We start from the raw sequence: 24,076 nt of genomic DNA, 5'->3' as shown, positions 1-24,076 counted from the left end.
AACAGATTGGTATGAGCTTTGAGGTGCCACATGGTGAGAAGCCAGTTACTGTTTCTCTCCCGGCCTGTGATATCACCGTTGCGACGGCTGCTGGTGGGACACCTATCGACGTTCGTAAAACAGCAGACGACGCAGTCGCCAACCCACACGGTGTAGAACTTACCGAGCGTGTCAACCCCGACGACTCGGTCGCTATCGTTGTGACAGACGTAACCCGAGCAACACCGGACGACGTTCTATTGGACGTATTGCTTGGGGAACTCGACCGCGCAGGTATCGACCGAAAGAACGTCACCGTTGTCATTGGGTTGGGCCTCCATCGGCCGATGACTGACGAAGAGATTGACGCTGCTTTTGGCGATCTTGCCGACCTTGCAGTCAACCATAACCCAGAACAGACTGTCGAAGTTGGGACTGTCGATAGCTGTGCTATCGAACTGTTCGAGCCTGTCGCAGAGGCGGATGTGGTTTGCTCAACTGGAATGGTCGAACCCCACCAGTACGCTGGTTTTTCCGGCGGTGCGAAGACAGCAGTTATTGGTGCTGGTGGCGAGTCACAGATTCGGTATACTCACGGGCCGGGTTTACTTGGACAGGAGGGAGTTCGACTCGGTCGAATTGATGACAACCCATTCCGCGAATTTCTCGACCGCGCCGGTGACAGTGCCTGTGTCGAGTTCTGTCTAAACGTGACCAAAGGAAGCAATGGTATCATCGATGTAAGTGCTGGGGACCCACGTGCGGTCGTCTCCGAGCTAGCAAATACCGCACTGGAAGCGTTAGCAGTCGATATCGATGGAAAATATGATGCTGTCGTCGCTGGTGTTGGTGCACCGAAAGATGCAAATCTGTATCAATCTACGAGAGCGGCAACGTACATAATCCTCGGTGCAACAAACCCACTCCGGCAGGGCGGGCGAGTCGTTGTTCCAGCACGGCTACACGAGGGCGCAGGTGAGGGGACTGGTGAACAGCGGTTCTACGAGTGGCTCTCGGACGCAACAGATCCTGACTCTCTTTTCGAGCGGATGAAATCAGGCTACGACCCGGGTGCACAGCGCGCCTTCGTCGTCGCCCGAGCGCTGCGCGATTACGATGTCTGGATTACCGATAGCGAGCAGCCAGCTGTCGTCGAAGACTGTCTGATGCAAACTGCACCGACAGTTGAGGACGCAATCGAACCCGGGAGCGACGTGCTGGTGGTGCCTGACAGCCTCGGAACCCTGCTCCGCTAACGTCGCTGTTATCGACACGCTGGATATTGTCTGTATTACTAGAATGGGGGTGTCGAATGTTTCTCTATAGCTAGCCTCTGTTGATAGGCTGTTAGACAGTATACGTACATACAGAGCAATGAGGCAGGGAGAGCACGTCAACACATCTGACTCACGTTTGCGTAGACTCGGACAAGTAAAGATGAGACAAATAGACGATCGTCATAATGTCAGTCTCTAATATGCAAGAAGAGACCGCTACCGATGGTATCGTCACGCTCTCAGAGGTAAAGCGGACGTATTATCTGGGGGAGCCGGTGCACGCATTAGATGAGGTCTCGCTTTCGCTGCCAGAGGGGTCGTTTACGGCTGTGATGGGACCGTCTGGTTCTGGCAAGAGCACGTTGATGAATATGGTGGGCTGTCTTGATACTCCGGATGATGGGACAGTCACAGTCAACGGGCAGGACGTGGGAGCGCTTTCGGACGGCAAGCGGGCACGACTGCGGGGAAGTGAACTCGGATTTATTTTCCAGCAGTTCAACTTGCTGCCACGGTTGACCGCAGCCGAGAATGTGACGTTGCCGATGGTGTTCCAGAACGTTGTCGGTGAAAGTCGACGCGACCGGGCGAAGACACTGTTGACTCGCGTTGGTCTTGGGGACCGCTTAGACCACACGCCACCAGAATTATCGGGGGGCCAACGCCAGCGTGTCGCGATTGCGCGGGCACTCGTCAACGAGCCGTCAGTGATTCTTGCCGACGAACCCACTGGAAATCTCGACACGGAAACGGGCAGCGAAATCATGGAGTTGTTTGCCGAACTCCACGACGACGGCAGTACCATTTTGATGGTCACTCACGAACGCCACATCGCTGAACACGCCGATCGCATTATCCACCTCGTTGACGGACAGATTGAAGAAATCGAGCACGTCACTGAGAACCCGCCAGTCCAAGGGAGTGAGACTGCATGAAGATTGCAGAGAGCTTTCGCATCAGTTGGCGGTCCATTACTGGGCATAAACTTCGATCCTCGCTGACAGCTATTGGCGTCATTATCGGCATTGCCGCTGTGATTGTGTTTATGGTTCTCGGTGGTGCATTTGAGGCCAACATTGTCCAAGACTTCGAAGAAGACCAAGGCGACCCCGGGATGTGGGTGAATACACAGAATACGAACCAGGGTTTCGAGATTGTTCCATCACCAATTTACACTGAGACAGATATTCAGACGCTTGAGTCAATTGACGGAGTCGAGTTTGTCGCTCCGGAAGCAAACCTCCAGGCGAGTCAACTCAGTTTCGGAGATACGCTCCAAACCGGCGGATTTGGCGTCCAGGCAGTTGATGTCGAACAGTACTCGGAGGAAGACATGGTCAAAGGGGAGATGTACTCAAGCGGTAACGAGGCAGTTCTCACCCAAGCGATGGTCGACACGCTTGGCGGAGCGGTTGGTCCCGGTGACGACGTGACAATTAACTTTGAGGGAGGGGTAAGCGAGGAGTACGTCGTAACCGGCATCGTCGAAGAAGGATTCGGATCCGGCCCAGACGCGGCAGTGTTTGTCTCGCTTGTGGACCACTATAACACCACAGTTGAGACGCCTCGTGGGACACAAGAACAGGCCTATAGCTCGTTAATTATTTCAGCCGAAGACGCATCTGCCGTCGATAGCATCAAGCAGGAAGCAACTGAGTACTTCGAGACTGATTCTGACGCAAAAGAACTGAAACAGGAAGAACAGGATATCGCAGTCCAGACAGTCGATGACGCAATCGACCAGATTACAGCCGTCATCGACCAACTGACGGTGTTTATTGGCGGTATCGCCGGCATATCGCTGGTTGTTGGGTCTATTGGAATTGCAAACATCATGATTGTAAGCGTTACCGAGCGCACGCGAGAAATTGGTGTGATGAAGGCTGTCGGCGCACGCAAGCGTGACATCATCCAACTGTTCCTGGTTGAGTCAACCATTCTGGGTGCTGTTGGGGCAGTTCTTGGTGTGGTCCTTGGATTGGGACTTGGCTTCCTTGCGGTCACGTTCATTGGCTGGCCGATGGCATACCCAGTCAACTGGATTCTCATCGCAGTCGCTGTTGGCCTCACAGTGGGAATTCTTTCGGGCATCTATCCGGCCTGGCGAGCAGCGAAAGTCAACCCCATCGAGGCGCTCCGACACGAGTGACTGCAGTTCTCAGATACCAGGAGTTGAGGGGTACCGTTGCCGGCAGTTGCCTCCTTTCGACGCCGGCCACGACCAAACAACCACTCGATGTGTCCCCGGTTGCTGGGGCGCTCGGCAAGCAGGGCTGAGCACTCAATATCGTCGACAACATCTAAATGAAGCGAATCGCTGACCAGTCGCGAGAGCATTTCCCGTTCAGTTGTCCCAAGGTCGCGCATCATCGCGTTGTCGGCCTCTCTAACGATGGCATCTTCAATACTCCCGCTGTTGTCAACGGTAGTCGTGGCATCACTGTGGTTGTGTTCCGTCGCCCACTCCTCCAAGAATTGCTCTCTGGCTTGTCGCTCTGCAGGCGTATTGACGAGGTGGAACAGGTTTACCTCAGTCCCGTTTGTATCTTGTAGCGTTCGAACAACCCTTTCGAACCGCTCTCAAACCCATTAGAGAATCCGCGTTGACGATATACGTCGGTGATAAACTGCACACCGCGTGGACGAGTCATATTCCACCGTTCCGGTCACTCGCTGTCTGTCCTTACTCCCACGAGAAGCCCCGTGGCGTCTCGGGCGGGGCGAGCGGGCTCGGCGTCAAATCACCGCTCGGATCGGGGTCGTTGTAGGCCTTTGGAGCCACGTCGTTGGGTGCGTTCGAGTAGAACAGAGAGGCAACCGCGTGGATGTGCTCGCGTCCGACGTCAAGTTCGAATTGACCACCGCCGAACATCCGGATGTCGTGTTCTCGGCAGTAATCGATTGTGTCGAAGAGCGACTGCACCGAGCCAAACCGGGACGGCTTGATGTTGAGCCACTCCGGCTCCCACGGGAGGTCTTCGACTGTGTTGACTCCGCGAATCGGGTAATCCCACGTCACGCGTGCTTCCTGACCCTCAAACAGCGGTCGCGTCTCGTCGTTCAGTTCTGGATCTTCGATGAGTGCCTCGGGAAAGCCCTCGATGATTCGCTCGTACAGTTCCGGGTCGGCAGGCTGATCGACCGTCGTTCCGTGGTACTGGCCCTTAAGATCGAGTGTTTGGACGGCGTCGGTTGCCGCGAGGCGTTCTATGACCTCTGTAGTCCACTCCGATGTCGGATCCAGTTTGAACTCTAGTTCCGGGTTGCGGTCGAGCCAGTCGCCCACGACGTTGCCGGTCGGCGGCTCCTCCAGACGCGTACTTACGACGAATCGAACTGGATCATAGGTGCGGTCAAGACAATCGGAGAGGTTCGTGTCGGCCTGTTTCAATGCAAGGTCGAGTGCGGCACTCTCGAAGGCCCACTGTCGATAATTACGGAAGATGGCCTGATCCGGTTCGGTGCCGTGGAACAAATCCATCTCGGATACTTGGCCCGAGAACTCGTCAAGGGTGTATTCGCCCGTAATGGAGAAGTCCCCTATAGAACCGTGTAGAGCATCGTGTGCGTCGTTGTCGTATGTGACGTCCTCGCCCCGCCCGGTTTCGCCATCGCCGTGTACCGAGACGATGGTTGTCGCACGGGTGAAGCCACTGGACGTGTCCCGTTCGCGCTGTTCGAGGTCGTAGGCATCTATTTCAACTTCGAGACCGGAGACGTTATCATACAACATTACGAACGCTTCTTTGTCCTGCCGGCATTAATAACTGAGAGAGACAACAGTCGAACCTAGTAACACTCAGATAACCTGAATACTGATACGCCTTGCCGTCCGATTCTGGTCTATATCTGTCCCCTTGCTCACTGATACTCCCGGAATCCACTATATTACAGGAATCGTACGCAACGCGCAGGAGAACGTTGTCTTCTACAGAGACGCGACCGGCTCACCCGTACTGCATTGGCATTCTTTCCGTATCCAACCAAGGATGACGGACGACTTGGAAAATCACAGATCAGTACCGCCGCGTTGGTGATTCCGCCGAACTCGGTGTCCTACTGGCAAGAGCGACTCGCCGACGTAGGTACCGATCTCCCGGCCGCGCTCTTCGTACGTGTCTCACGCTTCTCCGACGTACAAGAATGCTATCGGCTGGCTCATACGACGGTGGTCTGGTCAGTACAGAGGCCGAATATCGCACAGAGAAAACTCATAATCACCGGCCAATTGGTCGAGTCATGTAGAGTTTCTTTTGCCAATTAGAGTTCTCGACTGTGTTTCTAGCTCTCTGAAGCTAGTCCTGTCTATTCGATCCGGTGTCCTCCAAGTTTTTCAAAAGTAGTCCGAAGTGTTGTGTACTCTTGGCAGTCAACTCGAGATCTGCAGGGACGGCTTCGAGAGTGACAGTGCTGTCCCAAAATCAATGCCATCAGTAAAAAGTAATAGATAGCTCAGACGAATAAAAATGTTTAATATATATATTAACCCAACTGAAAGTTTATGCCGCGATATTCACCACTGATAATTATACTACTTCTAATCGTTCTGGCAGGTTGTAGCGGTATCTCCAGTGAAACTGGCAAGGAAAACTCAACGGTCGTCATGAAGACGACAGTTGACAGCGGCGATGAAGACCTTACTGAAGGGTATGAAGAGGAACAGGGGACAGACCCGACAGTGGCCGATACGGACGAAGACGGGTTAGATGATCCAACTGAAGTGGAAAGAGTCACGGATGCGACCGTCGCCGATATTGACGGGGATGGAATAGAAGATGGGACTGAGGTGAGTTTAGGGACCGACCCCCTAGATTCAGACACAGATGGCGATAATCTAGTAGACGGAGCTGAAGTGAACAACAAGGGGGCGCTCCCAGGTGCAGATCCTCTTCAAATGGATATTTTCTTGGAAATTGATTATATGAATGACTATTCTATCCCCGACACGGAACTGTCAAAAATAAAGGATGAATTTCGAACAGCGTCTGTCACAAACCCGGACGGGTCCAACGGGATCAATTTGCATGTCACCCGTGATAATAAAGTTTCATATGAAAGTGTCCTGTCAGATGATGAATGGTCCAATATAAAGTCAAATGATTTCGACCATCACGGTGAGGGATACCATTATGTGGTACTAATGAATCATACCACACTTCCTGCGCAACCTGATGACAACCGCGATCTCTATGATGGAAGCGGCGGGAATGGATTTATTACAGTAACCGGTACCGCGGATGATCTGCGTATTGGGACCGTATTTATGCATGAATTAGGTCACTCTCTCGGCCTAAGTCCAAATATATATCGGGGGATTGACTCAACCCAGATTTCTTTCACAAATTATCATAGTGTGATGAGTTATAACACGCCATATGATTATTATGGATATTCAGGTTCGGAGAGTCAATTTAGCGACTGGGATTATTTGGAGGAGAATCTATATACTCCCTCAACTGTGAATTTAAATAATTCCTCATAGTTTTCTCAGAAGGCTACGACGCACCCGCAGTGGACCAATACATGATTCGGGCGCTGACATCGTTCTATAATCACGCCGAAATTTCCGTTGAGCGAGAGGTCACCCAGTTACTTCGTGTTCTGCATCCACAACAATACGCTGAAAGACTTCGTCGGAGGTGAACTTGTCTGGTACACTTGTCCCGTCACTGGTGCACCGTCCTCGAATTCCTCAGGCGAAACGGCGCTTTCGCGCTCGGAATCGTTCACTGGGTTAATAGCCAGATACAATACGTATAGGCGTTATCTTCCGTCTGAACGCTGTGGTTCGGTCTCGGACCAAGCTGACGGGTTTGGAAACCAAAGGACTGTATTAATGGACACGTTGAGATGCTCTTTTCGGCTATTGTCGGCTTGGAATTTCCCCACCCACCTCAGTAACTGCTTGGCAGACGGCACTGGGTTCGGAAGTTTAGGTAAGCAACTCAGCTGACACAAAATATCGAACAATAACCGCATTGAATACTCCCCCCGTAGGTATCAACACGATGAGACGCCCACACTTCATCCTGACTGACGCTGCTTGCGGAGGGTCACAGTGAACGCCAACGACCGCCGAATTACCGGGTTTACGATGGCTGGACATGTGATGGTTCACACCTACGAGCTATCAATTCCGATACTGATGACAGTCTGGCTGGTCGACTTTTCGGTCACCTCTGCGACGCTTGGCACAGTCGTGGCTGTCGGCTATGCCCTGTTTGGCATCGGTGCGCTTCCGGGGGGCATTCTTGTAGACAGGTTCGGCTCGAAAACACTCATCACTTGTTGCTTACTTGGGATGGGGGTCTCATTTCTCTTACTCAGTGCTGTTCCCGGAGTGGCTGGCATCACGCTTGCCCTTGGCATCTGGGGTATCACCGCCAGTGTTTATCATCCTGCTGGGCTGGCGTTGATTAGCAATGGTGTTGAACAGCGTGGGGCCGCGTTTGCGTATCATGGCATGGCAGGGAATATCGGTATCGCTGGCGGTCCGTTCTTGACTGCAGTGTTGCTTATCACTCTTGACTGGCGGACAGCAGTCGTGATACTTGCGGTACCCTCTCTCCTCACAGCAGTTGCTGGGTTGTCCATCTCGTTCGATGAGCGGGCGGCCGTTGATGCTGTAGCCGATGGCGGCGACTCCTCCGTGAGTATTACATCAGTAAGAGAGTTCGTTACAGCATCAAAGCGGCTGTTTACGGTAGGGTTCCTGACTGTGCTTGTGCTGTTCAACGGGCTCTACTATCGGGGAATGCTGACGTTCCTTCCAGAGTTACTCAGCGGATTTCTCGATACGTTGCTTGATACCGCTCCAGAGAACGGAATTGGGCCGATTCCCGACGGCCCGGTTGCTTCGGAGTTCGACCTCTCACAGTATCTCTATGCAGGACTGCTAGCTGTTGGTATTGTCGGGCAGTACATCGGTGGGTTGTTGACTGATAGAATCAGGTCAGAGTATGGTCTTGCAGGGATGCTCTCTTTGTTGGTCGTGATTGCACTACTTTTTGTCCCGGCGTCAAATAGACTCTCCATGCTAGTGCTGGTGAGTGTTGCTCTTGGCTTTACATTGTTTGCGATGCAGCCACTCAGCCAAGCGACAATAGCGAAGTACTCACCGCCCGAGCATCGCGGTCTCTCGTTTGGGTACACCTATTTTGCAATATTTGGCGTCGGTGCGCTGGGCGCGTCACTTGTCGGTACTGCAGTCACCTACGGCTCGGTAAGTACCGTCTTTGGGCTGCTTGCTAGCTTTGCAGGGATTGCGCTGGCGCTGGCAGGTATCTTGATTGTTTATGATAGTTAGGAGCAGACACAGACTCATAGCTCAGTTCGGTCAGTACCGTGTTCAATAAAACGCTGAGAGGTGGCTAGACCGGTTAATCGTCCGTCTTTGCGGGTGTTGTCAGCTCGGTCGAATTACCGTAGTACACTGATTGGCTGCCAGTGGCCAACGTGAACGTCTCGAGTTCTGTTTCGAGATGGGTTGCCTTCTCGTTGAGGGTCTCTGCCTGCTGGACGGCATCACTCAACGCAGCAGTCTGTTCCTGTGCGGCTGCTGAAACAGTATCTGACTCAGAACTCACTTGGTCGGATGCAAGTGCAACATCGTCCATGGTCTTGGCGACTTCACTGGTCGAATCAGCCTGCTCGTCCATCGCAGCGTTGATATCTTGCATTCGGTCGTTGACCGCTTTGGCGTTGTGAGACATATCTTCAAGCGCATTCAGTGCCTCCTCAATGGTCGTCGAGCCACCGACGACCTGTGCGTTCATCTCTCGAATGTCGTCTACCGCGTGTTCGGTCGTTTCCTGAACCTCGTCAACTAACTCTGTAATCTCCTCAGTCGCCGTGGCGGAGTTATCTGCGAGTGTTTTGATCTCATCAGCGACGACTGCAAATCCGTCACCTCCCTCGCCTGCCCGTGCCGCTTCAATTGATGCGTTCAATGCGAGGGTGTTGGTCTGCTCGGCAATCTCGCCGATCAGCTCGCTAATCCTCCGTATCTCAGCCATCTTCGAGTCGAGATTTTCCATCTCTCTGACCGTCTCTTCGGATTTTTCTTCTATCGAGTTCATTTCCGCGATAGCCTCTGAGGCGGCTGTCTTGCCACTATCCCCAGTCTCTGCTGTTTGTGCTGCTATCTCGGTCGCGTCGGAAGCCAGCGCTGATACCTGTTCGATGTTTTTAGACAGTTCTTGCATTTCCTTGGCTGCCGATGTGAGGCTCCGAGATTGTGTGTTTGCATCCGCTGAAATCTCTTCTATAGACTCAGCAACCTGTAGGCTGGCGTTTTGACTCTCGTCTGCAGATCTGTTTACGTGTTCACTTGCACGAACAACCTCTTTGGCAAAGGCCTGTATCTCTCCGAAGGTTTCCTCTAAATCAGACATCATTTCGTTAAACGACTTGGCAATCTCACACATCGACTCATTCTTGCTCTCGGTATCCATGCGCTGGGTGAGGTCTCCGTCTGCGGCCGCTGCCATCGTAGCACTAAAAGAGTGAGCTTTGTGCTCGAGATGTTCGTTCAGGTCCTCTGCCTCTGAGCGGGCTTGTTCTGCCTCAGATTTAGCTGTCTCTGCGGCCGCACGAGCTGATTCCGCACGCTCGTACTCTGTTTCGACTTCCTGAATCTTGGTTCCAAGTGAGTTTCGCAGCTGTTCGAGTGCTCGAAAGATGTCACCAAACTCGTCGTTGCGGTCCGTTTCGATTGGTGTATCTAGTGTCCCAGACTGGAGGGTTTCTGCCTCAGCGACGAGTGATTGCACAGTCCGAACCGTATCCCGTCCGATTGTGAGACCGAATACAGCGAGTCCAGCGAGCAACAACCCCAGCAAGAGGAGAATTTGGTTCGCGACACTGCTCCGAAGCGCGTAGGCCTCATCAGTTTCAACTTGGTCGGTTACAACCCACGGTTGATTGTCGAGACTGGCATGCCCAACTGCGAGTTCGGTCCCGGTAGAGTAGGTTCCGTAGCCACTTCCGTTATACACCGCTTTCTCCCAGGTTTCATCCTTGGTCAAAATGGCCGAGCCGTTGTTTGAAAGCACTGTGGTGCCGTCAGGACCAAGAACGCTAATTGTTCGGTTGTTCTTTTTATCGTGGCCTGCCGATATCAGCTGGTTCGAAAGTGTCCTGAGGTCGATAGCTGAGACGAGCACCCGACCGTCACGGCTTGCTGTTTCCTTGGTTGCCAGCACCAGCGGCTTCCCGTCGCCAGCCGAGAACGGTGCCGAAAATTCAACATCAGCCTTACTCTCTGCGGTGGTATTTTTGATGCGAGTGAATACATCGTCGGTGAGGGTCTGGTTGTCAGTAAGTATCTGCTCAGTTCCGGTCTGGACGAGAACATCGCCGGTTTCACCGTCGACAAGATGTGTCTCCGTAATTGAATTTCGCTCGGAAATCCGTGTGAGCTGATCCGCAATCTGGAACGTATCACCGGAACGGACCGCAGTCGTACGTGCAGAAGAAACTAACTGCTGGTCAGTTAGATCAACCCAGTTAGAGAGCTCTTCAGCTTCGCCCTCAGCTGTCGATGTTAGTTGATTTTGTGTTTTCTCTGTTATGTTTTCGTCGACTGTCAAATATATATAGCCACCTGCAACCCCTGTTATCAAGAAAATACATAGTAACGCAAGACAGAATTTTAGTTTATAACGGTTTTTCAAGGCAATTTTGTTTCTTAGGGACCCCATATTATCAAATTTAGATATCTCTGTATGAGCGTTTATAATAATTCTATATATGTATATATTCTTTATACTTCGAAGTTGTATTCGGCCTCATAACTGTCATTCCTTGATGCCACGACAATAAGTAAACTTAGATTGTACTAATTCAAATTGATTGGGTAAATTTTATATGGATAGCGATGACACCAGATATTGCGGTTCAGTCGTAGCAGGCCCAACATATAGGGTTACAACGCTGGAGGGTCAAACAGTGACAACTATGCAATGTCCGGATTGTGGCGATACGCGAACACGCGTCATCGACACCGAGACGAGTACCGACGGAAGCTCAGTGCGGCGACGTCGTGAGTGTCAACGATGTTCGTTCAGATTTACGACGTATGAGCGTCCGGAATGGGACTCCCTCCAAGTCAAAAAACGAGATGGAAGTATCGAGCCTTTCGAACGCGGCAAACTCCGTGTCGGGATTAAACGCGCCGTCGAAAAGCGTGAAGTAACTGATGACGCGGTAACTGCCATCGTCGACGCTGTTGAAAATAGCTTGCAGGACCGACAGACCCGTATTATCAATTCGAGTCTAATCGGCGAGCTCGTTTCAGAGCAGTTACGCGATGTCGACAAGGTGGCCTACATCCGATTCGTCTCAGTCTACAAGGCTTTCTCCGAACCAGAAGAGTTTCTCCGCGAACTCGATGCAGTGCTCGATGCTGAAGTCGACGACTTCGAACCACCATCGTGACGATTTAACGACCTATGAGCCAACAACAAAGTACAACGACAGCAAAAATCGAATCGATTCTTAAACGTGCACGCGACGACTACGAGGCAGCCCTTCCAGAAGCAAAACTTGGTAGCCTTGTCGACGATGTCGAACGAGATCTCTACGATGGGGCGACCCCAGATGAAGTTTACCAAGCGATACTCCAGACACTCACGTCCCGTATCGAACGGGAGCCAGATTTCAAACGCATCGCCGCTGCAGTCTTTCGGCAACGTTATTATCGTGATGTTATCGGAGAGGATCTGACAGGCTTTGACCTCGACAGAGAGTACCGAGAAACCTTTCAGGCTAACCTCAAACGCGCGGTCGAAATCGACCTGCTCGATGACCGACTTCTAGAGCGGTTCGACCTCGATGACCTTGCTGACTACCTCGAACCCGAACGTGACAAACAGTTCGAGTACATGGCAATGGAGACGCTGTATCAACGATACTTCCTCAAGACAGAGGAGGACGGCGACCACCTCGAACTGCCCCAGGCGTTCTGGATGCGGGTTGGGATGGGGCTTGCTATTGAAGAAGATACGCCCCAACAGCGAGCAAAAGAGTTCTACGATGTTCTTTCGAAACTCGAGTTTACACCTTCGACACCGACACTATTCCACAGCGGCTCGACCCATCCACAGCTCTCCTCGTGTTACCTGACGACGGTGTCCGACGACCTCGACGATATCTTTACTGCCTACAAACACCACGCTAAGCTCTCAAAATGGAGCGGTGGACTGGGTAACGATTGGACGAACCTTCGGTCCGACGGTGCTCTCATCGAGAGTACAGGGGTCGAGTCGACCGGCGTTGTTCCGTTTCTCCGGATCAGTAACGACGTGACAGCTGCGATTAACCGCTCGGGTAAACGTCGCGGTGCAGCCTGTGGCTATCTCGCCTGCTGGCATCTCGATTTCCCCTCGTTCCTCGACTTGAAGCGGAATACGGGCGACGAACGCCGACGAACGCCTGATATGAACACTGCCGCCTGGATTCCGGATCTGTTCATGAAACGCGTCGAAAGCGGGGACCAGTGGACACTGTTTAGTCCTGATGAGGCGCCTGAACTACACGACCTGTCAGGAGAGGCGTTCGAAGAAAAATACAGGGAATACGAGACAAAGGCCGAAGACGGTGAGTTGAGACAGTACGAGCAGATGGATGCCGAATCTCTCTGGCGACAGATGCTCACACGTCTATTCGAGACAGGCCATCCGTGGCTGACGTTCAAAGACCCCTGTAACATTCGCTCACCACAAGACCACGTTGGGACGGTCCACTCCTCAAACCTCTGTACAGAGATTACACTTAACACAAGTGAGGATGAACACGCAGTCTGTAATCTCGGTAGCATCAACTACGCGACACACATCGCTAACGGAACACTCGACAGAGACCATCTTGAGGAGACCATCGAGACGGCAATGCGGATGCTCGACAACGTAGTCGACCTCTGTTTCTATCCGACTGACGAGGCAAAACACTCCAACATGCAACACCGGCCGGTCGGTCTCGGAACGATGGGATTCCACGACGCGCTGATGGAGTTGGGCGTGCCGATGGACTCTGAGAAAGCGGTCGAAAAATCGAACCGGTGGCAGGAGTTTGTCTCCTACCACGCTCTCTACAACTCCTCGAAACTCGCCGCCGAGCGGGGGGCCTACCCATCGTTTGATGGCTCAAAGTGGGACCGCGGGATGTTGCCACAGGATACCGTCGACCAGCTTGAAACGGAACGCGGGCGTGAAATTCCGACTGAGCGTGAGGAGTCACTCGACTGGTATCTGGTTCGTGAGCATATCGCCGAGCACGGCATGCGAAACTCGAATACAATGGCCATTGCACCGACTGCAACTGTTTCGACAATAAACGGGACAACCCCGTCAATCGAGCCGCTGTACTCCAATCTCTACGTGAAATCGAACATGTCTGGTGATTTCACCATTATAAATGACAAGCTCGTCGCAGACTTACAGGAGCGGGACCTCTGGGGCCAAGAGATGGTCGACCGCATCAAATACCACGACGGTTCCATTCAGGAGATTGATTCCGTTCCTGATGACTTACAGGAACTATACCGCGGTGCGTTCGAAATTGATCCCCGCCACCAGCTGCGTCTGACCGCACACAGACAGACCTGGATTGACCAATCCGTGTCTCACAACGTCTTTTTCCCATCGACCGATGGGACACTACTTGACGACGTGTACAAACTCGCTTGGGAACTCGGGCTCAAGACGACCTACTATCTCCGAACGCTCGGGGCCTCTCAGGTTGAGAAGTCGACGCTCGACATGTCCGAATACGGGAAAACACAGCACCGAAACGACGAGAGCGCCGGAGAAGCCGTCTCCGACGGTGGCCGTCGGTCAGATGACGATAGCGACCTCTGTACAGTTGAAGACCCAACCTGTGACGCCTGCCAGTAACAATAGCTACCGCGTTTCATCACTCGCTTACCAATGCCAATAATCAATAACGCTGCCGAACATGACCCGAACAAAATACTACCAATCGACTACGACTGGGCGCGCGAATACTATGAGGCGGGGGTGAACAACAACTGGGTTCCCGAAGAAATCCCGATGCAAGACGATATTTCTCAGTGGAACGGAGAGGAACTTTCGGAGGCCGAACAGCAACTCGTAGAGTGGAACCTTGGCTTCTTCTCGACGGCAGAGTCACTGACAGCGAACAATATCGTCCTCGCCGTCTACGATTACGTAACTGCGCCGGAATGTCGCCAGTACCTTCTCCGACAAGCCTACGAGGAGGCGATTCACACCGATACGTTCATCTACTGCTGTGACTCACTTGGTTTCGAACCCGAATACCTCTATGGTATGTACGACCGTGTCCCATCGATAAAAGAGAAAGACGATTTTGTTGTCGACCTGACAAAAGTAATTAATCAAGATGAGTTTACAATCGAGACCGACAAAGACCTTCGTGACTTCGTGAGAGATCTTATCGGCTTCTATGTCATTATGGAAGGAATCTTCTTCTATGCAGGGTTCGCCATGATGCTTGGGCTGAAACGCCAGAACAAGATGGTCGGAATGGGCCAACAGTTCGAGTATATTATGCGCGACGAGTCGCTACATGTTGGGTTTGGGGTCGACCTCATCAACCAGATTCGAACTGAGAACCCAACCGTCTGGACCGACGAGTTTGGTGACGAGGTTGTCGGCCTAATTGACGAGGCCGTCGAACTGGAGAAGATATACGCTTATGAGGCCTGTCCGGATGATATCCTTGGGATGAGCGGTGAACAGTTCGCCGAGTACGTCGAGTATATTGCCGACCGTCGTCTCGGTCAGCTCGACTTGCCGACACAGTACGGAACCGACAACCCGTTCCCGTGGATGTCAGAACAGGTCGACCTTAACAAGGAGAAAAACTTCTTCGAGACACAAGTCACAGAATACCAAAGCGGTGGGAGTCTCGACTGGTCCTGAGCAGCGTTACTGGGCTTGGGCTTTTGCGTCTTGCCAGACCGAAATCAGCCGGCTCAGGTCGGGAACGCCAGTATAGAAGACCGACCTGTCGATAATTTCTGAGATATCATCAACGCGTAACACATCCCGTTGGCGTCTGTTGAGTTTGTCAATGGCCGACTGGTGTGGCACGACGTTCGTTCCGCCGGATGTCGGCCACATCAGATTCTTCGCGGTAATTCCGTGTTGCATATACGCCAGATAGTTGTCCGAGACCGCGGGGTGGTCTCCTTTGAGCATCGTCGTCGTTTCCACCCAAATAACACTACCCTCTTCGGGAACATGGGCTTGGTACTGGAAGTCGCCACCCCGACGAAGACTTCCGTTAATCCAACTCCCCGAGATGAACCCAATGTCGATTTCATTGTTCCGCAGAGCAGAGTTCAGTGACGGAATATCGGATAACACAGTCGTTGCGTTCTCGAACAAGTCAACCGTCGCCTCTCGGATCTGTTCGATTTCGGCCTCGGAATGGCTTTTGTACGGCTCGATACCTTCACGGAGCATCACAATCTGAACGCCCCAAAACGGAAGATCATAGATGCCAACATCGTACTCTTCGGACCAGGCTGCATCGTAGCTGCTGTAATCAGATGAATCGACGGTGTTCGTATTCACGGCAAACGACGCCCAGCCGTACCGCTGGGGGACTCCGTACATTTTTCCATCGACATCGAAGGAGTAGTCGTCTTCATTGAGGAACGCGTACTTGTAGCCTTCCTCTTTCTGGAACCTTTCTGTGTACTTGTCAAATGTATACGGCTTCCATTGCTCGTAGTCGAGTGGACGGATTAGGCCCGCTTCGGCGAGGTTTGGCAGCCACGCCATATCGAAGGTAGCGTGATGAAAGTCCTGCCACTCGCCACTGTCAAGCCGGGCAAATGCGTCAGGGTTGGACGTGAACAGGTCTAGACTTGTGTCGCAACTGAATTTTTTTCGGAACGGGGCTTGGACGTTCGACGCATCGTATCCCGACCAAGTCAGATGATTCACAGTCCCAGGATCTGAGTCCACAGTGTCAGGCTGGTACAAATCGTCGAATGATGTTGCCGTCACTGTCGCGAGTTCCTCGTTTCTCCATTCGCCCCCACTGCTCTCGTCACCCCCAAGAATCCCAGTACAACCAGCGAGCGCCGAGCTCGCAACTGTACTGGCTGTGGCTGCTTTCATAAACTGTCGTCGAGAGTGGTCGTTGTTGTCTGTCATGGTTCTGTATTGTGGGAGTTCGTGCTATCTGCGTCCTGTGATGGATTGATGTCTGCCGTTGTTTCGGGAGGTTGGCCTCCGTCTGCGGCCGCTTTTTTCTCTCTCACCTCGAACTGTGTCAGGAGGTCATACAGGTCAGCCGATTGCGTCGAGAGGTCCTGCATGTGTTCGGTGACCTCAGTTATCGAAGCAGTCTGTTCTTCTGCAGCAGCAGCGGCGTCTTCTGCCCGGTCCGCTGTGTCATCACTGATGGCTCCAACTTTGTCGACCATCGTAACCACCTCTTCAGTCGTGGCTGCCTGCTCGTCAGTCGCATCGTTTATCGTCTGGACTCCGTCATTTGCTTCCTCGACTCGCTCGACAATTGTTTCGAGTGTTTCAACGGTATCTTCGACCGTCGTCATCCCTTCAGTAAGTCGCTCTCCCATATCTCGCATGTCGACGACAGCATCGCTTGTAGACTCCTGAACATCGGCAATGAGCGTCTCGATTTCTTTTGTTGCTTCTGTCGTCTCTCTCGACAGTGACTTGATTTCGTCTGCGACAACAGCGAACCCTTCGCCGGCTTCCCCTGCCCTGGCTGCTTCAATCGAGGCGTTAAGTGCGAGCATGTTTGTTTGCTCAGCGATATCATCGATAAGTGTCACAATCTCACCGATCTGAGCCATCTCATCGTCTAATTCTTCCATCTCGGCAATCGTTTTGTTTGCCTTTTCGTCGACTGCTTCCATCTCTTCGATGGCTTTCACCGATTGTTTTCGTCCGTCATCGCCGACCCTCACTGCGCTACCGGATTGTTGGGCAACTTCGTCGGACGAAGACGCAATCTCTTCGATTGTTGCCGAGAGGTCAGTCATCTCATTTGAGACTTCTTGAACGATTTCGTCCTGTTGTTGGGCATCAGCAGACATCTCTTGGACCGTCTCGCTCACCTCGGTACTCGCTCGTTTCACTTCCTTTGCGCTAGTGTTGATATGTTCGCTCGAGTCGGCGACATCCTCCGAGAACTCCTGAATCCGATGGATTGTTCGTTCAAGTTCATCGAGAAGGCTGTTGAACGCCGTCGCAATCGCCTCCATCGAATCGTGGCTGGTGTCTGTATCGAGCCGACGCGTCAAGTCTCCATCGGCGGCATGCTCGACTGCATCTCGCACGTTTTCTGCCTGTGACTCCAGTGCCGCCGCAAGCTCTTCGGCTTCCTGTCGAGATGCTTCGGCGGTCTGCTGTGCCTCTTCAAGTTCCGCAATCGAGGTTTCAAGGTCCGATTGCATTTGATTGAGTGATTCTCCAAGCCGTCCTGGCACATCCTCGTCGAGGACATCAGCATCGAACTGTTGTTGTGCAAGTGCGTCCGCTTGTCCGGCAACCGTTTGGAGATATGCCTGTGTCTGTCGGAACGAGTTTCGCAGCTGTCCGACTTCGTCGAGTCGCCCTTCATCTTCGATCTCTGTGTCAATATCGCCAGTTGCGATCTCCTCTGCGCGGTCCGAGAGAGCACTTAGTGATGTCAACGCATCACGGCCAATAATAAGCACGAGCGCCCCAAGACCGGCGAGGGCGGCCACTACTAGGATAATAATATCAGTCTGGACGGTCTGACGGAGAGCGTATACGTTCGACTTCGGTGCGTGTTTGAGAAGCACCAAGTCGGAACCCGCTATCTTCGAGTGTCCGATAAGGAGGTCGTTTCGGGACTCGAGACCAGTCGCCGTTGTCAGTCCCTTTGCAATCACGGGGGCATCGCTTCCAGCACCGTATTCGGCATTAATCGAAGACTCATCCGCTGCAAACTGCACCTGGCCGTTGATATCAACGACTTGCGTGTAACTACCGTCGATGTTCCTGCTAAACCCTTCCCCACGTGTTTCGACGCTATGAAACACCAAAACGGCTTTTTGTGACTCGGGTTGCTTGCTGGCGAACGCCAGAACCGATTGCCCCTGATACTCGAAGGCGCTCGACATGATAGCATCGCCACCGCCATAGAAGTTCAGTCCATTCCCACGCCACGGTATCGAGAGCGAGCTGTATGACGTCCCCTCGACACTATCGTCGGTCGAAGATAACACCTGCTCTGTGGACATGTCGACGTAGTGTATTGCCACAGCTGTCGACGTTAATCTAGAAATGCGATTTTGCAACACCTGTGTTCTTTCTGATTGCTCTGCAGTCTGTATCTTGTTATCCTGTGAGAGGTACGTTGTAGCAGAACGCTGTCGGCCAATCCACTCCTCTAACGCTTCTGCCTCCTGTTCAGTACTCGTGAGTAACTCTGTGTCGCGTTGTTCAGTCACCTCAGAAGAAACGTCCAGGACTGTGAACAACCCGATCCCCCCGAGGACGAGTGTGATAACCAAAATCACCACTGCTGCCTTACGGGTAAGGCTTTTTCGCAGCACTCTCGGTATGTACGCTCCTATGCCCATGTTATTGAGGGACTCCCCCAAGAGTATATAGTTATCCGACCAATTATCAGGAGTGAATTTGATATAACATACCACGATATCGTTGATAACAACTGGACTGGACTCAGTGGGCGAACACAGCCTGATTAAGAGAGATAGACAGTCAGACAACGTTAGTTAGATCCCAGTTGTACTGTTCGCATTACTGCCAACATACTTATAGTTATATTTTTACATATCATGGATTAATATTAACACATAGTAACCCTATCTAATATGTGGTCATGATGTTAGGATACATCGAGGCGGTACTGACGGAGTTCAGTATAGCGTACCCACTGCAGGTTGCTGAGGTTGTCGAAGGCGACTCACTGCTTGCTTCGTCACTCTGGGTAAATGTTGCACTCGCAGGGGTAGCAGCCCTGCTGTTCACGTATATGGGACTGTCGGTCCGTGGGGAGCGTTCCAGACTGATTTGGGTAGTGGCACTATTTATCCCTCTTGTCTCGATTTCAAGTTACCTCGGACTGTTGTCCGGTCTTACCATCGGGACACTCGAAATGCCGGCGGGACATCCACTGGATGAAGTCATCAGCCAGTGGGGCCGTTATCTGACGTGGTCGCTGTCGACACCACTTATTCTCGGTGCTCTCGGTTGGCTCGCCCGTGTAGACAAAGCCGACATGGTCGCGGTAATCGGTGCCGACATCGGTATGTGCCTTACCGGACTGGCTGCAGCCCAGACCACAGCGTCCATAGAGTTGCGCTGGGCGTTCTATCTGGTGAGTTGTGCCTTTTTCATTGCGGTCCTGTATGCCCTGTTAGTCACGTGGCCACAGGATGCACAGGCCGCCGGGACTTCTGAGATATTCGATACGCTCCGCCTGCTGACGGTTGTGTTATGGCTTGGATATCCAATTGTCTGGGCTGTTGGCGTGGAGGGTCTAGCACTGATTGAATCGGTTGGCACCACCTCGTGGCTCTACTCGGGCCTCGATATCTTTGCGAAGTACGTCTTCGCATTCCTGTTGTTGCGCTGGGTTGCCAATAATCAGCAAGTCGTCGAATCCGGAACAGTTGCGGAGTGAAGTTGTCCTACACAGTTCATTAGAGACGACACGTCGTGTTGAACTGTTTCAGTTCGTTTCTTGCTTTTCGACGAAAATGACGTTTCGTGGGTACAAGAGATTTTGACGGTAACAACCAGCCGGTAGCTGAACAACACCCCAATAAGAGTCTCTTCATCGACCTCGTCGAGCCAGTAGTCCAGACTCCGAATTGGTCACCAACCGACCGATAACAAAGCTACATCCATGTCTGGAATAGCACTCTGTGCTGTCTGTCGGTGAGAAGTTGTTGCCGTTCAGCCAGCTTCATTCGACTTTGATATTGCCACTATGTTACGGTCGGACTCGATTTCCGGACACTTTTTCTCTGGACGAGGGTGCTAGTGGGGATTTAGCTTATACTGCTTATTAGCTAGGCTGAAACAGGTCAAAAGGCGTCTGAAAAATCTAATTCACACGTGCGAGACCGGATTTGAACCGGATACAGACGTGCTCACTTCGTTGCGTGTGTCTTCTAGGGTTTGAATTGGTCCTGTCTCCTCACTGCAGACTGCTCGCTACGCTCGCAGTTTTTGTTCAGTGCGCGGGACCGGATTCGAACCGGCGGACCCCTACGGGACAGCGTCCTAAGCGCTGCGCCTTATAAGTGCCCGCTTTGGCGGTCACGGCGGCGCGCGCCTGAAATCACATGGGATGCGCGTTCGCGGTGTGCGCGGGCTCTCGCGGGCGTCTGGCGGACCCCTGGCGTCTCGCGGTCTTGCTTGTATCGCCACCGTCTCCCCCGCGAAGTATAAAAGTAACGCGCGGCACAGCGTTCTGCGATACAACCGTTCGCCGTCCGCTGTCCCGTAGGAGTCCCCCGGTTCCAATCCGGTCCCGCTGTCTGTATTGACAATCCCTCTCCCGTCGCTAATCGGTGACAGTACGAGAGGAGAGGGAGGGCGCTGATCCTGATTGCGATCGTTGATAGTCTACCCGTGCTCACTCTTCGTCTCGGCACGGGGCGATAACATCATTCGACCCCACCGCACGATAACACTACCCGGCCACCATGAGCGCTCACTGTGTGTGGTAACAGTGCGTGATCGAAGTTATGGTACAGGGCTTCTACTTTGAGTTAGTGGGCGTTATGGTCGTTCATCGTGACCGTTGGGGATGATAACCTTGCGCGATAACATTGTGCGGTCACTGTGGGCGGTAACATTTCTTGGTCACTGTGGGTGATCGCAATGGGTGGGTGACTGGGGAGAACACTGACGGCTGACCAAGATCGTCGGTGACGATTCGTGTGGTATCGATCCTACGTGCCCGGGTACCCAGCCCGGGCGCGGGAAGCAAGATCAAGCAGATGGCTCGGCCTCGTGAAACACACCCAGTGTGCGCCGGCTACCACCGGTAACAGCCTTAGCGGCGGGACTCTCTGATAGAATCGCAAAACCACCCCGCCGGAACACAGTTGACAAGATACCGGCTACCGTCCACGCTCTTCGCGCAATTCCTCTTCCAAGTCATCAAGTTCGGCATCGAGAGCTTCGTCATCTACCCGGTCCGCGTGACACTCACCCTCCGCGCCCGATCGTCGGAACATTCGTTTCAATTGTTCGAGACTGGCGGCGGCGCGCCGGGTCTCCTCGTCCTCATCACCGTCCATGGTGAGTTCCACGGTGTCTGATGGCAAAAGAGTCAGTGCCGGTCCGTGCTGGATGTTACTGCCAGCGGCGGATCCGAGCGTCGCTTACTACTCGGGTCGCGGTGTCACGTCATCGCCGTCGTCGCCCTCGTGCTCGCGCTCGATCCCCCTGATGTCCTTGACGACGTCGTTGACGGTCGCAGACTTGGTGTTCGAATTACTGGATCATCTCGACTCTGGAACCCACTTCGAATTGGGGTATGCCCGGAAGGAGGAAACACCAGTTATCGGGTACGCAGATAATCTCGAAACAAGTAGTGAAACCATGATTCTCGGCTCTGGTTGTGAGGTATACGATGACCTGCCTTCCGCCGGCCCACTTCTGCCCGTGTTTTCTGAGAGTCGAGGATAATCCCCGTATAGCTTGGGGTTCAGGTGTTCGATCACCGGTTTGGGCTGGGAGAGTCGAACATGACTCATGTTGCGGGTGGCGCTTGCTGGCGGTTTTCAGAGAGTCGGCGTAGTGAAAGTGGGGGTTCGGTGGTTGTTGAGAAGTGGGTAACACTGAACCTGACCGCGGGCATGGGGTGCAGGGCTGCTACTCTGCGTTAATGGCGGTATGGTCGTGCTGGCAGTCCGTGATTCGTTCTGTTAGTGTCCTGTGTTCGCGCTCATTCATCGTGTTAACTCGGGGCGATAACATTGCGCGGTAACACTGCGCGGCCACTGTGGGCAATAACACTTTCCGGTCACCGTGGTTGCTCACCGTGGGTGGCTGGGGAGAACACAGATCCTGACCGCAGTGGTTGGGGGTACAGGGTTGCTGCTTTGCGTTACCGGGTAGTATGGTCGTGTGGACAGTGGTTCCCTGTGTTCGTGGTCACTTATCGTGTTGGCTCTGGGCGATAACACCGTACGGTAACACTGCGCGGCCACTGTGAGCAATCACACTTCTTGACCGCTGTGAGAGGCAACAGTGGGTGATCAAGGTTACTGGGGTGACACTGTTCCTGTCCGCTGCCGTTGACAGGATCGATAGTATCGTTACTGGGTGTTACTGCTCCTCTTCCAGTTCATCGAGTTCGGCGTCAAGGGCTTCCTCATCTATCGGGTCAGCGTGACACTCGCCCTCCGCGTGACACTCACCCTCTGCGTGGTCGAACATCCGTTTGAGCTGGGCGAGACTGGCGGCGTGTCGTCGTCGGAGGTCCTCGTCGGTCGGTTCGCGCCTGTCGTCGTCCATGTAGAACCGTACGTCTCTCGGTGACAAGAAAGCGTGCGTCGTCAGTATTCAACCACTCGGCTTCTCGTGTCGCTAACAGTCTGTACCGGGAGCTTCACCTCGCTGGGGTTGCCGGCGCGTGCCCGCGATTCACGGTCTGGACATCTGGCGCGACATCAGAAAAACGGGACACCCAATGGATACCTCAAGGATAGAGTACCAGGCTCACCCTCATGCCCGCGAAAAAGTTCCGGACACCCCCCGTTACAGTGCGCGTTTCCCAAACGATAACCCAACATAAAACAGCGTTTCAGCGCGCGAGCCCCGAGTATAATATATCCTTCATGATTGGAAGGGTAAGCAGGAAGAAGGTGTCATAGAAAGATTCCGGAGAATTTGAGAATGAGTACCGCTGCCGTCAGATAGACCGTTATAGTTCCGAGGCTGATTCGCGGTACTCAGAGTACTGGGCCTTCGCCCACGTAATCGCAGAAGCCGTGTCGTTGACAATTGTACCGTTCACTCCCCCATTTTCGTACAGTGTGATCCCTGCGTATTCACATGTCCCGTGTTCAATCAGCCAGAGCGCATAGGGAAACGGCTCATCGATAACATATATCTGGATTGTGTCTGATTCTATGAGGGATTCGAATTCGTTTTCATAATTCTGCTCTATCGCTTCCAGAAGGTCACTTTCGAGAATTAGCTCCAATTCGAAGTCATCATCTCGTAGACGTTCCAGAAGGTAGTCGAAATATTCGCGTTGGACAACGGGTGCAGTTCCAATCATGCTGCTTGCCTCTTCCAGTAATTCTGTGCCAGGCTGATGAGCTATATCTGGCGTACGGACTGATGAATAGACGTCTGCATCAGCGAGGAACGCTTTATCGAGCGAATCTAAGGGCAGGGTGTTTAACAATGCAGTATTGCTTTGAACCTGCTTAGTGTCCGTCCGGTAATCTCGGTGAAATTGAAGAGCTGCCTGTCCTGCCACTGTCAATTGGAACTGCTGTCCTGCTGGTTGAGTTGGTTCGACACACCTGACATCGAGAAGCTCATCCATTGCCCGGTTGATCGTTGATCTGGAATACTCCAGTTCCTCCACTAGCTCGGGTTTCGTTTTGGGCTCCCCAGAAAGTGCTTCAACGAGCCAGTATCTCTTCGAAAATACATCACGCAACTGTTCTCCCTCCGTACCTGTCATACCGTACTAAACCAAATTGGCCTTTTTAGGGCTGATTATTCTCTTCCAGTACCTGAGAGAACATCCAGAACATGGTCACTTTCCCAGTGAATGCATTTACACTGTAGATATCACAATCGCCATAC

At 52.8% G+C, this 24,076-nt stretch carries 18 protein-coding genes, 1 tRNA gene and 1 pseudogene; 11 read left to right on the top strand and 9 right to left on the bottom strand.

Annotation, left to right across the window (positions count from 1 at the left end; genetic code table 11):
* The first annotated feature begins 11 nt into the window (after positions 1 to 11).
* From N5098_RS08260 to N5098_RS08250, 3 genes are all read left to right on the top strand, one after another.
* The gene (locus N5098_RS08260) at positions 12 to 1,235 is read left to right on the top strand and encodes a lactate racemase domain-containing protein (RefSeq protein ID WP_267637291.1); all 1,224 of its coding nucleotides are present in this window, start codon (positions 12 to 14) and stop codon (positions 1,233 to 1,235) included.
* A gap of 221 nt (positions 1,236 to 1,456) precedes the next feature.
* Positions 1,457 to 2,191 carry an ABC transporter ATP-binding protein gene (locus N5098_RS08255; protein WP_303651881.1) on the top strand — a complete coding sequence of 245 codons (735 nt, stop codon included), beginning with the start codon at positions 1,457 to 1,459 and terminating at the stop codon, positions 2,189 to 2,191.
* Positions 2,188 to 3,405, top strand: a complete 1,218-nt coding sequence (locus N5098_RS08250) for an ABC transporter permease (protein ID WP_267637289.1) — start codon at positions 2,188 to 2,190, stop codon at positions 3,403 to 3,405. The genes N5098_RS08255 and N5098_RS08250 overlap by 4 nt, the downstream gene beginning before the upstream one ends.
* Here N5098_RS08250 and N5098_RS08245 read toward each other — a convergent pair.
* Entirely contained in the window at positions 3,348 to 3,728 is a 381-nt protein-coding gene (locus tag N5098_RS08245) for a hypothetical protein (RefSeq protein WP_267637288.1), read from the bottom strand. The two genes, N5098_RS08250 and N5098_RS08245, sit on opposite strands and share 58 nt — an antisense overlap.
* 211 nt (positions 3,729 to 3,939) lie before the next feature.
* Positions 3,940 to 4,989, bottom strand: a complete 1,050-nt coding sequence (locus N5098_RS08240) for a hypothetical protein (protein ID WP_267637287.1) — start codon at positions 4,987 to 4,989, stop codon at positions 3,940 to 3,942.
* 124 nt (positions 4,990 to 5,113) lie between these two features.
* Between N5098_RS08240 and N5098_RS17575 the strand changes: the two are divergent.
* The 3 genes and pseudogenes from N5098_RS17575 to N5098_RS08230 form a co-directional block, all read left to right on the top strand.
* Positions 5,114 to 5,391: pseudogene (locus tag N5098_RS17575) on the top strand (VOC family protein); the annotation flags it as partial.
* A 468-nt stretch (positions 5,392 to 5,859) separates the two neighbouring features.
* Positions 5,860 to 6,738, top strand: coding sequence for a zinc metalloprotease (locus tag N5098_RS08235; protein WP_267637286.1), 879 nt, complete (start codon positions 5,860 to 5,862; stop codon positions 6,736 to 6,738).
* Between the two features lie 576 nt (positions 6,739 to 7,314).
* Positions 7,315 to 8,562 (top strand): MFS transporter, encoded by a 1,248-nt coding sequence (locus tag N5098_RS08230; protein ID WP_267637285.1) that lies wholly within the window; start codon positions 7,315 to 7,317, stop codon positions 8,560 to 8,562.
* 73 nt (positions 8,563 to 8,635) lie between these two features.
* On the opposite strand, the gene N5098_RS08225 is transcribed toward N5098_RS08230, so the two are convergent.
* The gene (locus N5098_RS08225; RefSeq protein WP_267637284.1) at positions 8,636 to 10,846 is read right to left on the bottom strand and encodes a methyl-accepting chemotaxis protein; all 2,211 of its coding nucleotides are present in this window, start codon (positions 10,844 to 10,846) and stop codon (positions 8,636 to 8,638) included.
* Positions 10,847 to 11,213: 367 nt separating this feature from the next.
* Here N5098_RS08225 and nrdR point away from each other — a divergent pair, with 367 nt between their 5' ends.
* From nrdR to N5098_RS08210, 3 genes are read left to right on the top strand one after another with little or no spacing between them, the layout of a single operon-like run.
* Positions 11,214 to 11,693: a transcriptional regulator NrdR gene (nrdR, locus tag N5098_RS08220; protein ID WP_267637532.1), complete on the top strand. Its 480-nt coding sequence runs from the start codon at positions 11,214 to 11,216 to the stop codon at positions 11,691 to 11,693.
* 14 nt (positions 11,694 to 11,707) lie between these two features.
* Complete coding sequence (locus tag N5098_RS08215; protein WP_267637283.1) at positions 11,708 to 14,149, top strand: ribonucleoside-diphosphate reductase subunit alpha; 2,442 nt, start codon at positions 11,708 to 11,710, stop codon at positions 14,147 to 14,149.
* Between the two features lie 33 nt (positions 14,150 to 14,182).
* Positions 14,183 to 15,178 carry a ribonucleotide-diphosphate reductase subunit beta gene (locus N5098_RS08210; RefSeq protein WP_267637282.1) on the top strand — a complete coding sequence of 332 codons (996 nt, stop codon included), beginning with the start codon at positions 14,183 to 14,185 and terminating at the stop codon, positions 15,176 to 15,178.
* 6 nt (positions 15,179 to 15,184) lie between these two features.
* Here N5098_RS08210 and N5098_RS08205 read toward each other — a convergent pair whose 3' ends face one another.
* Both N5098_RS08205 and N5098_RS08200 read right to left on the bottom strand, forming a co-directional pair.
* Entirely contained in the window at positions 15,185 to 16,423 is a 1,239-nt protein-coding gene (locus tag N5098_RS08205; protein WP_267637281.1) for an extracellular solute-binding protein, read from the bottom strand.
* Positions 16,420 to 18,717 carry a methyl-accepting chemotaxis protein gene (locus N5098_RS08200; protein ID WP_368408004.1) on the bottom strand — a complete coding sequence of 766 codons (2,298 nt, stop codon included), beginning with the start codon at positions 18,715 to 18,717 and terminating at the stop codon, positions 16,420 to 16,422. Before N5098_RS08200 ends, N5098_RS08205 begins: the two co-directional genes overlap by 4 nt.
* Before the next feature lie 398 nt (positions 18,718 to 19,115).
* Here N5098_RS08200 and N5098_RS08195 point away from each other — a divergent pair, with 398 nt between their 5' ends.
* Positions 19,116 to 19,916, top strand: a complete 801-nt coding sequence (locus tag N5098_RS08195) for a bacteriorhodopsin (protein ID WP_267637280.1) — start codon at positions 19,116 to 19,118, stop codon at positions 19,914 to 19,916.
* A 559-nt stretch (positions 19,917 to 20,475) separates the two neighbouring features.
* On the opposite strand, the gene N5098_RS08190 is transcribed toward N5098_RS08195, so the two are convergent.
* Positions 20,476 to 20,573: transfer RNA gene (locus N5098_RS08190), tRNA-Leu, on the bottom strand.
* Positions 20,574 to 21,366: 793 nt separating this feature from the next.
* Positions 21,367 to 21,546 (bottom strand): hypothetical protein, encoded by a 180-nt coding sequence (locus N5098_RS08185; protein WP_267637279.1) that lies wholly within the window; start codon positions 21,544 to 21,546, stop codon positions 21,367 to 21,369.
* Between the two features lie 151 nt (positions 21,547 to 21,697).
* On the opposite strand from N5098_RS08185, the gene N5098_RS08180 reads away from it, so the two are divergent.
* Positions 21,698 to 21,937: a hypothetical protein gene (locus N5098_RS08180; RefSeq protein WP_267637278.1), complete on the top strand. Its 240-nt coding sequence runs from the start codon at positions 21,698 to 21,700 to the stop codon at positions 21,935 to 21,937.
* A 642-nt stretch (positions 21,938 to 22,579) separates the two neighbouring features.
* Here the strand turns inward: N5098_RS08180 and N5098_RS08175 are convergent.
* Positions 22,580 to 22,768: a hypothetical protein gene (locus N5098_RS08175; RefSeq protein ID WP_181685008.1), complete on the bottom strand. Its 189-nt coding sequence runs from the start codon at positions 22,766 to 22,768 to the stop codon at positions 22,580 to 22,582.
* A gap of 409 nt (positions 22,769 to 23,177) precedes the next feature.
* On the bottom strand, positions 23,178 to 23,951 hold the full coding sequence (locus tag N5098_RS08170) for a helix-turn-helix transcriptional regulator (RefSeq protein ID WP_135806767.1): 774 nt from the start codon (positions 23,949 to 23,951) through the stop codon (positions 23,178 to 23,180).
* Positions 23,952 to 24,076 lie beyond the last annotated feature (125 nt).

It is taken from the genome of Halovenus rubra, from assembly GCF_026586665.1.
GTDB lineage: Archaea > Halobacteriota > Halobacteria > Halobacteriales > Haloarculaceae > Halovenus > Halovenus rubra.
This window is presented reverse-complemented; position numbering and strand designations above follow the sequence as displayed.